Source organism: Paraburkholderia aspalathi (assembly GCF_905220735.1).
Taxonomy (GTDB): Bacteria; Pseudomonadota; Gammaproteobacteria; order Burkholderiales; family Burkholderiaceae; genus Paraburkholderia; species Paraburkholderia aspalathi.
Window position 1 is genome coordinate 86,129 of record NZ_CAJNBA010000001.1, and the last position, 10,055, is coordinate 96,183.

The following is a 10,055-nucleotide window of genomic DNA, read 5'->3' on the forward strand; positions in this document are numbered from 1 at the left end:
TCTTCACCATCCCCTGAATCTCGACCATTGGTCGACAATCTCGCGCGATCCAGTCTGTATGACCTTGTAGTGATCGTGCTGGGCGGCGGTCGGGCACGCGTGATTGGGAAGAATGCGCACCAGCGAGCCGATGGGCAGTTGCGGTAACTGCGCGTCCGCCCCGCTGCGCAGCGCGAGAATGCCCTGCTCCTGATTCGCCTGGGCCATGATCAGGCCGGGGTACGGCACACCATTCACATCGCAGACCACGCCGTAGCCCTGATCGAGCTTCTGCGATGCTGTGCCGCGATCGCGCGACATCGCCATCCAGCCCGCATCGACCAGAATCCAGCCCTTGTCGGGTTGATGGCCGATCACGGTCGCGAGCACGCTGAGCGCGATGTCATCGACGGTGCACACGTTGAGGCCCGCCATCACGAGATCGAAGAAGACGAACACCCCGGCGCGCACTTCCGTAACACCGCTCAGATCACGCGCGAAGTGGGCCGTCGGCGTCGACCCCACGCTCACTACCGGCGCGGGGAGACCCGCGTCGCGCAACACGGTTGCACACGCAACCGCTTCCGCACGTTCGCGCTCGGCCATCTCGCTGATCGCTTCGACGGTGTCGCACGCGTACGATTCCCCCGCATGGGTCATGACGCCGCGCAATAGCGCGCCACCCTCATGCAGCACGCGACCGATAGCCACCAGTTGCTCAGACGCTTTGCGGCTTACGCCAGCACGATGACCGTCGGAGTCGATCTCGATCAACGTGGGAATAGGATCGCGACTGATGCGTGACTGCTTCGCGACCGCGTGGGCGGCATCCAGGCTGTCGACCACCACCGACAGATCGACCCCGCGCCGGCGCAATGCTGTCACGCGCTCGAGCTTGCCCGGCGCGATACCGACGGCATAGAGGATGTCGCGAACGCCGCCCTCCGCGAATTGCTCGGCCTCGCGCAACGTCGACACCGTTGCGGGGCCGGCTGGGCCATCCATGACACGGCGAGCAACGTCGAGCGACTTCCCCGTTTTCAGGTGCGGACGCAGGTTGACACCGAGCCCCGCGAGCCGCCCTCGCAGACGGGCGATGTTGCGTGCCATCCGGCTTTCGTCGAGCAGTAGCGCCGGCGTAGCCAGATGTTCGATTGATCGGCTAGCAGCAGGAACGTATTGCGAATCGCCGACAGTAGTCGGCTCACCGCGCAAGCGCGGTGCGGGCATGATGCTGGTCATGAGTCGGAATGTAGAAAGAAGTGAACGCACTTACAGCGCGACGACACCGGTCTTGATCTGCGCAAAGCTACGCAGCCCCTCCGCGCCTTTTTCGCGGCCGTAGCCCGAGCGTTTGAAGCCGCCGAACGGCAGCTCGACGCCACCGGATGCGCCATACGTATTGACGAAGACCTGTCCGGCCAGCACTTCCCGGATCATCCGGTGCGCGGTGCCGATGTCGCGCGTCCATACACCGGCGACAAGACCGTAGTCGGTACCATTCGCGAGACGCACGGCTTCATCAATATCGCGGAACGGCGTGACGGCCAGCACAGGACCGAATACTTCTTCCTGACCGATCGCGCTGTACGGATCGACGTTGTCGATCAGCGTCGGTTGGAAGAAAAAGCCGTCGCCCAGCACACCACCGTTGAGTGCATCGCCGCCGACAACGATTTTTGCGCCGTGACTGCGAGCCCGTTCGACGAACGACATGACGCGGCCACGCTGAGTCTTCGAAATCAGCGGACCCAGCGCAGGGTCGTTCAACGCGGGACCGATCTCGACGTTGGCGAAGGCCTGCGCAATGCGCGCCACCATCACGTCGTGCACGCTTTCGTGGACCAGCAGCCGTGAGCCGGCTGAGCATGTCTGACCTGCGTTTTGCAGGATCGCATTGATCACACCCGGCACCGTGCGTTCGAGATCCGCATCGGCGAACACGATATTAGGCGACTTGCCGCCCAGTTCCATCGTCGCGGGAATCACGCGGTTCGCCGCTGCGTGGGCGATGATGCGCCCCACTTCGACCGAGCCGGTGAATGAGATGTGGTCGATATCGTCGTGACCCGTCAATGCCGCACCCGCGGTCTCACCGTACCCGGTTACGACATTGAGAGCGCCGGCGGGCAGGCCTGCTTCGAATGCGAGCGACGCGAGCCGCACAGCGGTCAACGGCGCCTCTTCCGCGGGCTTCAATACGCAGCAGTTGCCCATCGCGAGCGCCGGCGCAATCGTGCGCGCGAAAATCTGCATCGGGTAATTCCACGGGATCACGTGCGCCGTCACGCCATGCGGCTCCCACTCCGTGAAGATCATCGTGTCCGCATTCAGCGGAATCGATGAACCGTAGTGTGTTTCCACCGCACTGGCGTAGAAGTCGAAATACCGGGCGGTGAGTTCCGCGTCGCGTCGCGCCTGCTTCAACGGCTTGCCGGTTTGCAACGCTTCGAGACGCGCGAGATCCGCCTCGTCGCGCTTGATCAGTTCGGCGATGCGCCGCAGAATGCGCGCACGCTCGGCAACCGCGACTCTGCGCCATTGCCGCGACGCGCGCCGGGCCGCGCGCACGGCGCGATCGATTTCGTCGGGACCACAATCCGCTGTTTGGGCGATCGCCTTGCCGCTGGACGGGTCCAGCACCGCAGCCGTGTTGAGTGTTTCGACCGACTCCGCGTCGATAAAGGCTGCCGTCTGTTTCATTGTGTGACTCCTGTAGGGGCGTAATCCGGCCGCCGCATGAGCGGCCGAACATTGCGGGAATGCCTGGGATGCCTAACGCGCGGTAAAGCCGCCGTCGAGCACGAGATTGGTGCCGACCGCGAACGAGCTTTCGTCGCTGGCCAGAAAAAGTGCGCCATAGGCGATTTCGCGCGCGTCGGCGACACGCATGATCGGCGCCCACGATGCCTGAGCCGCGGCGGTCTTCGCCGGGTCGAGGCTGTTGTCGACTTCCGCCTGCAGCAGCGGCGTACGCGTAATGCCGGGACACAACGCGTTGACGCGAATGTTGTGGCGGATCAGGTCGAGCGCGATCGATTTTGTGAACATCATTACCGCGCCCTTGCTGGCGTTATATGCCGGTGACTCAGGGACCGCGACGATGCCCATCTCCGAGCCGAGCGTAATGATCTTGCCGCCGCCGCGCTCGATCATCTTGGGTACGGCGTGCTTGACCATCGTGAACATGCCTTTGACGTTGGTGGTCAGAACCGCGTCCCACTCGTCCTCGGATAGTTGCTCGATCGGCATCACGCTGGTAATGCCCGCATTGCATACGAGGATGTCGAGGCCGCCATGCTCATCGACAGCGTGCCCTACCATGTAGCCGGCATCCGCCATCGAACGCACGTCGCCTGTGCAACCGGACACTGTGCCGTATTGCGCCAACTCGTCGACCGCCGCAGCAAGCGCCGCCGTGTTGATGTCGGTAATCACGACGCGGGCGCCCTCCTCGGCGAACAATTGCGCAATCGCCCTACCTATGCCTGACGCGCCGCCGGTAATCAGCGCGCTCTTACCATTCAGTCTGCCCATCATAGTTCTCTGGTTGGTTGCTACACGCCACGCACACACCTCTACGTGGCGAAGAAAATTTCAGGCCGCTTCGTTGCCGTAGCCAAGTGCCTTATCAGCGCCACGCATGGTTGCCGAGCCGGGCGGCAATTGATCGAGCGATTCGATTTCGACGTCCACCATTTCCGGAATCGCATCGCCCTCAATGAAGAGCACTGCGCCCAGGCGATAGAACGCCGGCGAGCCGCGACGCTTCAGTCGCCGGCCCCACAACGCGGCGAGCACGATCACGGCCACGACAATCCACGGGAACGCGGTCAACGGCGCGGCAGGCCACGGATGAACATTCAGCCAGATCGCTGCCAGGAAAATGACGTTGGAGATAACGGGGAACGCGACATGCAGCACCAGCGAAAACTCTGCGCGATAGCGTTTCCACATGAATACAGGCAATGCGACGTTGGTGAGAATCAGGATGGGCAGCATGCCGAGTGACGACAGATAGCCGAGATTGCCGAACGCGGACATCGGGTCCCACCAGAACCCCGCACCAATACCCACCACGAGGGTCAGGATCGAGTACACGATAATCGCGACGTGAGGCGTCTTGTGCTTCGGATGAGTACGGCCGAGCGCCTTGTGAAGCAGTCCATCGCGGCCCAGCGAATACAACACGCGGAAATTGGCGGTATGGATGGCAAGCACGACGGCGACGATGGCAGAGACGGCCGCGAGATCGACGAGATTGCCGTACATGTGCCCAAGGTAGCGCACGGCGAGGTCGTGAATCGGCTCCTGAGAATTGGCCAGCTTGTCCATGTGCGCCGAGCCGTAGCCCACCACGATCGAATACATCGCGAATGTGAACCACAAGCCAGCGAGCACCACCGACCCAATCAGCGCGATTGGCAGATTGCGACGTGGATTACGGCATTCCTCCGCCACGGTCAGGCACGATTCGAAGCCGAAAAACGCCATGACGATAAAGACGAATGCCTGCCCGATACCGCCGAATCCCTGATCCGCATGCATCGGCGAAAAACTTTCCGGCACCTGGCCCGCATCGCCGCCCTTGAACACGATGACGATCAACAAGCCACCCACCACCACGACTTCGGCAATCAGCAGCGCGACGTCGAATTGCATCGACGCATGGACCGAATACCACGCGAGAATACCGACCAGGACCACGACGCCGATCATCAACGCCCACCACGGCACCGTGATGCCGAAGTCATTCCGAAGTGCGTTGCTGAGAAAACCGCCGAACAGGTTGGTATTGATCGGGCTTTGCAGCGCGTACGCGAACAGCATCAGCATCCCGGCTGCAAAACCGGCTTCGGGTCCAAGACCCAGCGTAATGAACTTGTAGAAGCCGCCCGCTGACGTGACGCGCTTGGCGAATTCCGCGATCGTCAATGCCATGAGCGCAATGCCAGCGGTCCCTAGCACGAACACAAATGGCGAAGACACGCCGGCCTTGCCGCCGATCAACGCCGATATAAACATCACGCCGATGGTCGGCGAGATGAACGCGAGGGACATGCCCATCGCACTGATCAATCCCAACGCGTTGCGCTTGAGGCCATCGGCCTCTGCACTCGCGCTCACCTCTTTCGTAGTCATCGAATTGCTCCAGTCAGGTCAACTTGAGCGCATCGTAGGTGGCCACAAAATTGCAATCCAATGCCGAAATTCGATCACGCGATGCTGAGCGAGCATGGCGCTATGGCGTATACGTATGACTTATTCGGATGGGGATGAACAGAGACTTCGCGACCGGACCTGCCGATTGCGATGACGTATTGCGGCGACTTGAACGGCAGCTTGCGCTTTCAGCGACTCAGGCAGCAGCCGGCTGAACCGTATTGGTTGCGGAAGTGGCTGTTAGCGTTTCCCAGAATGCTTCGGCGCTGCTGGGCAAGCGAGCACGTGGACGGAACAGCGTGATGTCGACGTCGAGATCCCATTCGGAAGAGCCCGCGCGGACCAGTTCCCCCGATTCGAGCTCGCGACCAACCTGGCTCTGCGGCAGCCACGCAAGTCCGCGCCCATCGCGCACCATCGAGTTCAGCACGCCGGCGAGCGGCGAGACGAAGACGCGGTCGAGCCGATTGGCTGCGGGCGAGGTACGCAACAGGTTCTCCACCGCGCGACCGATGGCAGACGTTTCGGCGTACGCAAGGTACCGGCAGTGATGCGCAGGCGCACCGTCCAGAGAGTCGAGCGGCTCATTGTCGGCGCCGGGCCGCGACAACGGCAACAAGCGGTCGAAGCCAACGCGATAGACAAGAAACTGCTTGGGGTCGAGGCCAATATCGACAGAAGGATGTGTGTGGCACAGCATGAAGTGGCTCGTGCCCTGGAGCATCATCTGCACACACGCATTCGCGTGCCCGGTATCGAGCCGGAACTTCAGCACTTCCCCCGCTTTTTCAGAAGCGCTGATCCACTGGGGGAAAAACGTCAGCGAAAGGCTGTGTGTCGCGACAAACTTGACCGTACTCGCGAGTCCCTCCGCTGCCGCACGCAATTCGTCGCGCCCCTGATAGAGTTGCCGGGCCACCTCCTCGGCAATGTCGCGGAACCGTTCACCCGCTTCGGTCAGCGCAATCGGCTGCGCGTTGCGATCGAGCAACCTGACGCCGACCCACTCTTCCAGCATCTTGACGCGCCTGCTGAACGCCGGCTGTGTCATGAAACGCAACTCGGCGGTGCGCGAGAAATTGCGCGTGGCCGCCAGCGTCAAAAGATCTTCAAGCCACTTCAGTTCCATGGACAGAAATCAGCCGCTCCAGTCGAAAAAACACCCACGCCGATGAAGTCGTGCCCGGCGAAGGCAGATACAAAACGAAGCAACTGCTGTGCCGGGCGAAACATGTCACATAGGGAATGCCGACGATCCATTGTGGTGCGCACGCGCAACGCTGCCGGCGTCAAAGGAACTTGATGCACCATAAATGAGCATAAACACGCGGATCAACGTGGCCGCCTGTCGATCAAAAATCGCATGGAAACCCCAGCCCTTCTTTTTGCGCGCGTCGATAGGCGAGCGCTGCGACAGCCAGATCCTGCAGCGCAGTGCCGGTCCCGTCGAAGATCGTGATGTCGTCGGCTGCGCCGCGCTGCTGGGCGCCACTCACCAGCCCGCCGAGCGTGAGGCTCAGTTTTTCCGCCGTGAGCAATCCGCGGGCGTACGCATGTTGGCATTCGCCAATCGAGATCGCCTGCTGGATCTCGTCAACGACGATGCTGGCTGCCGCCACCAGTTCCACCTCGAGTTCCTGCTTGCCGATTGTGTCGGCTCCCATTGCGTTGATGTGGACGCCTGGGCGAATCCACTCGCGGCGGATCAGCGGCATATGTGACGGCGTTACCGTAATCAGCACATCGGCGTGACGCGCGACCGCCTCGAGGGACAACGCATCGAATCGCAGACCGTCCGCCTCGACCAGGTCGCGCAACGTGCGCAGGTTGTCCGGATTCGGGTCCCACGCCAGCACATGCGTGATCGGACGTACAGCGCACGTCGCGCGATATTGATGGATCGACTGTGCGCCGGTGCCGACGATACCGAGAATCGACGCGTCCGGGGACGCGAGACCACGCGTCGCAAGTGCGCTGGCCGCTCCAGTGCGAATGCCGGTGAGATAGTTCGCTCCTACAAGGGCGACTGCGCGACCGGTGTCTGCATCAAACAGAAGTACTGAAGACTGGTGATTGCCCAGCCCCCTTTTTACATTGCCCGGCCAGTAACCGCCGGCCTTGAGACCGAGCACCGGCAGCGACGCATCAAAGCCGGCTTTCACGCCGAATACGGCGTCGGCATGGCCAGTTTGTTCCCGCACGACGGGATACGATCGGGCATTGCCCGCGTAGCTCGCGGCAAAGGCACCGCCGACGGCGTCGATCGCGTCCTCGACGGACACGAGTTGGGACGCCTGTTGCTCCGGAATGATCAACATGAAAGCCTCGCAGCATTGAAACTCCCTAACATAGCGGGGCGGAATCCGGCTGGCCAATGCCGATACGGTCTGGACTCATGCAAAGACGGTTGCGGAGGAACTCAAGGCTGTAGCTTGTCCGCCGTGACGGTGTAGCCCAAACTGCTGCTCTCCTGGGAGCCTCTCCCCAATAAAGGATTACACCGTCCGTGACTCACTCCGATCCTCTGCAAAGTCTTCCTGACATTCTTGAACCAGGTTTGTCGGTGGTGTTTTGCGGAATCAATCCGGGCGTTCTTGCGGCATCGACCGGCCGCCACTTTGCCGGCAGAGGCAATCGGTTCTGGCGGGTCGTTCATCTGGCGGGCTTCACCCCTGAACAGATTTCTCCTGACGACGATCACACGCTCCTGCAGTACGGTTGTGGCCTGACGACCGTGGTCTCGCATCCAACCGCACGAGCCGACGAACTATCGCCCCGCGAGTTCAAAGCGGCGGCGACGGAATTCGAACAGAAGATTGAACGCTATGCGCCGCAATGTGTTGCCTTCCTCGGGAAGATGGCGCTCTCCGCGATGTCGGGCACACGCGACATCGACTGGGGCCCGCAACCGACAACGTTCGGCGGCGCCCGCGTATGGGTGTTGCCCAATCCCAGCGGACTGAACCGGACATTCAGCCTCGACGCGCTAGTGATCGCCTACCGGGAACTTCGTCTTGCCGTTGCGCCGGCCGGGGGCGCGCTTTCTCCTTCAACGCGCAGACCTGTTCCCTCATCGCGACTCGAATAATTTCAACAAGCTTTCATCGCGCACTCCCGCTCGCGACGACCACCGCCCAAAGAAAACCTCAACGATCAACCGTTCGTTAGCGCGAGCTGCAAGCCGAAAGACATCCGACGGAGTCTTTCAAACCTCAACATGTATCACTCCGGTAACTCAAGCCTTGCGCGCCCCTGGTACATTGACGCCATGCCTCGTCTCAATCGTCGTCCACCGGCTTCCACCAAGGCGAACATGAGCAACACACAGTCTGTCAGCAAGGCCCTCGCGGCCGTCGGCGATTCGCCGCACGCGCTATTTCGCGCGGCCACCTTGATAAAACGTTACCGCCAATTACGAAGCGCATTCATCGCTACGGATCCAGTCACCAGACCATAACGTCGCCCTGTGCCGGTCACGGCCTTAAGCATTTTGCCCAGTCCGCTTTGCTTGCAATTAGATAACAGCAGTCCAAACAGTCGTTGGGTTGTGACAACGCACGAGAACCATGGCATGTTCCCAACATCCCGGCAGAGAATGACTCCCCGTCCAACTATCAACGGCAGCATCTGTTTTCGGAGATACCTATGAGCGAAGCCGTGTCCAAGCAACCCAAGCGCTCCCGACGCGGGCTCATTCTGTTTGCGGTTGTCGTGCTGGCGCTAGTCGCGCTTGTCGTTGTCCACCTGTTGACCCAGAAGAAACCCACGCGCGACGTCGCACCGATCGTCGTCACTGTCGCGAGCGCCACACTCGGTTCGATGCCTGTCACGTTGAGCGAACTCGGCACGGTCACGCCGACCGCCACCGTGACCGTGCTGCCGCAGCTAAGCGGCTACCTCACGGCCGTCGGTTATCACGAAGGCCAGGAAGTACAGAAAGGCCAGTTCCTCGCCCAGATCGATCCGCGCCAGTATCAGATCAGCAAGCAGCAGGCTCAGGCGACACTCGCCAAAGACCGCGCGACGCTGGCCCAGGCGCGTGCCGATCTGGTCCGCTTCACGCAATTGAACGAGCGCAAGTCGATCGCCCAGCAGACCTTTGCGGATCAGCAATTCCTCGTGCAGCAGGACGAGGCTGCAGTCCAGGCCGATCTCGCCAACATCGCCCAGTTCGACCTCGACCTGGCCTATTGCTACATCACCGCGCCGGTCGCCGGCAAGGTCGGCCTGCGCCTCGTGGACCCGGGCAACTACGTGACGGCGTCATCGTCGACGGGGATTGTCGTCATCACCACCATCAAGCCGACTACCGTGCAGTTCACGGTGCCGCAAGACGCGCTGGCCTCCATCGTGCAGCGCCTGAACGGCGGCGCCACCTTGCCGGTCACCGCGTATTCCAGCGACAACGCGCGCGAGGTTGCCACAGGCACGCTTTACGCCGTCAGCAACCAGATGGCCACATCGACCGGCACCGTCACCTTACGCGCCACTTTTCCCAACGACGACGAAGCGCTGTTCCCCAACGAGTTCGTCAACGTCAAGCTGCTGGTCGATACGATGCAGAATGCCGTGCTGGTGCCGACCCCCGCCGTGCAAACCGGCGCGCCGGGCGACTTCGTCTATCTGGTCAACGCGAACAGCACCGTCTCAGTACATAAGGTCAAGCTCGGCCCGAGCGACGGCAAGAACACGGTCATCCTGTCCGGCCTCTCCCAAGGCAACCAGGTGGTCACGGACGGTACAGACCGCCTGAACGACGGCGCCAAAATCCAGCCGGCCAAGCCGAAGCCCGCGGCGGCTGGTGCGTCGGCCAGCGGCGCCGCCGCGGAGCCTGCCGCCTCCGAACCCGCTGCCGGGTCCGCGCCAGCAGCGGCGTCGGCTAATGCTGCTTCGTCGTAGCAAGCTCACGCGCC

At 61.8% G+C, this 10,055-nt stretch carries 8 protein-coding genes; 2 read left to right on the forward strand and 6 right to left on the reverse strand.

Annotated features, from left to right (window positions below; translation table 11 throughout):
- Positions 1-3: 3 nt before the first annotated feature.
- From KHO30_RS00335 to KHO30_RS00360, 6 genes are all read right to left on the reverse strand, one after another.
- Positions 4-1,089: a DSD1 family PLP-dependent enzyme gene (locus KHO30_RS00335; protein ID WP_200652506.1), complete on the reverse strand. Its 1,086-nt coding sequence runs from the start codon at positions 1,087-1,089 to the stop codon at positions 4-6.
- Positions 1,090-1,251: 162 nt separating this feature from the next.
- Positions 1,252-2,682, reverse strand: a complete 1,431-nt coding sequence (locus tag KHO30_RS00340; protein ID WP_200619521.1) for an aldehyde dehydrogenase family protein — start codon at positions 2,680-2,682, stop codon at positions 1,252-1,254.
- A gap of 72 nt (positions 2,683-2,754) precedes the next feature.
- Complete coding sequence (locus tag KHO30_RS00345; RefSeq protein ID WP_211699715.1) at positions 2,755-3,519, reverse strand: SDR family NAD(P)-dependent oxidoreductase; 765 nt, start codon at positions 3,517-3,519, stop codon at positions 2,755-2,757.
- Positions 3,520-3,576: 57 nt separating this feature from the next.
- Positions 3,577-5,121 carry an APC family permease gene (locus KHO30_RS00350; protein WP_200619523.1) on the reverse strand — a complete coding sequence of 515 codons (1,545 nt, stop codon included), beginning with the start codon at positions 5,119-5,121 and terminating at the stop codon, positions 3,577-3,579.
- 217 nt (positions 5,122-5,338) lie between these two features.
- Entirely contained in the window at positions 5,339-6,271 is a 933-nt protein-coding gene (locus KHO30_RS00355; protein WP_093635072.1) for a LysR substrate-binding domain-containing protein, read from the reverse strand.
- Positions 6,272-6,494: 223 nt separating this feature from the next.
- A complete protein-coding gene (locus KHO30_RS00360) occupies positions 6,495-7,460 on the reverse strand; it encodes an ornithine cyclodeaminase family protein (protein ID WP_211699716.1) in 966 nt (321 codons plus the stop codon).
- Positions 7,461-7,648: 188 nt separating this feature from the next.
- On the opposite strand from KHO30_RS00360, the gene mug reads away from it, so the two are divergent.
- Together mug and KHO30_RS00370 are read left to right on the forward strand one after the other, a co-directional pair.
- The gene (gene mug / locus KHO30_RS00365) at positions 7,649-8,230 is read left to right on the forward strand and encodes a G/U mismatch-specific DNA glycosylase (protein ID WP_211699717.1); all 582 of its coding nucleotides are present in this window, start codon (positions 7,649-7,651) and stop codon (positions 8,228-8,230) included.
- 557 nt (positions 8,231-8,787) lie between these two features.
- The gene (locus tag KHO30_RS00370) at positions 8,788-10,041 is read left to right on the forward strand and encodes an efflux RND transporter periplasmic adaptor subunit (protein WP_200652486.1); all 1,254 of its coding nucleotides are present in this window, start codon (positions 8,788-8,790) and stop codon (positions 10,039-10,041) included.
- Positions 10,042-10,055: the final 14 nt, after the last annotated feature.

Bases quoted from the DNA above. Each gene is read 5' to 3' on its own strand.
- KHO30_RS00335 (WP_200652506.1), bottom strand. From the start codon at position 1,089: ATGGCACGCAACATCGCCCGTCTGCGAGGGCGGCTCGCGGGGCTCGGT.
- KHO30_RS00340 (WP_200619521.1), bottom strand. From the start codon at position 2,682: ATGAAACAGACGGCAGCCTTTATCGACGCGGAGTCGGTCGAAACACTC.
- KHO30_RS00345 (WP_211699715.1), bottom strand. From the start codon at position 3,519: ATGATGGGCAGACTGAATGGTAAGAGCGCGCTGATTACCGGCGGCGCG.
- KHO30_RS00350 (WP_200619523.1), bottom strand. From the start codon at position 5,121: ATGACTACGAAAGAGGTGAGCGCGAGTGCAGAGGCCGATGGCCTCAAG.
- KHO30_RS00355 (WP_093635072.1), bottom strand. From the start codon at position 6,271: ATGGAACTGAAGTGGCTTGAAGATCTTTTGACGCTGGCGGCCACGCGC.
- KHO30_RS00360 (WP_211699716.1), bottom strand. From the start codon at position 7,460: ATGTTGATCATTCCGGAGCAACAGGCGTCCCAACTCGTGTCCGTCGAG.
- KHO30_RS00370 (WP_200652486.1), top strand. From the start codon at position 8,788: ATGAGCGAAGCCGTGTCCAAGCAACCCAAGCGCTCCCGACGCGGGCTC.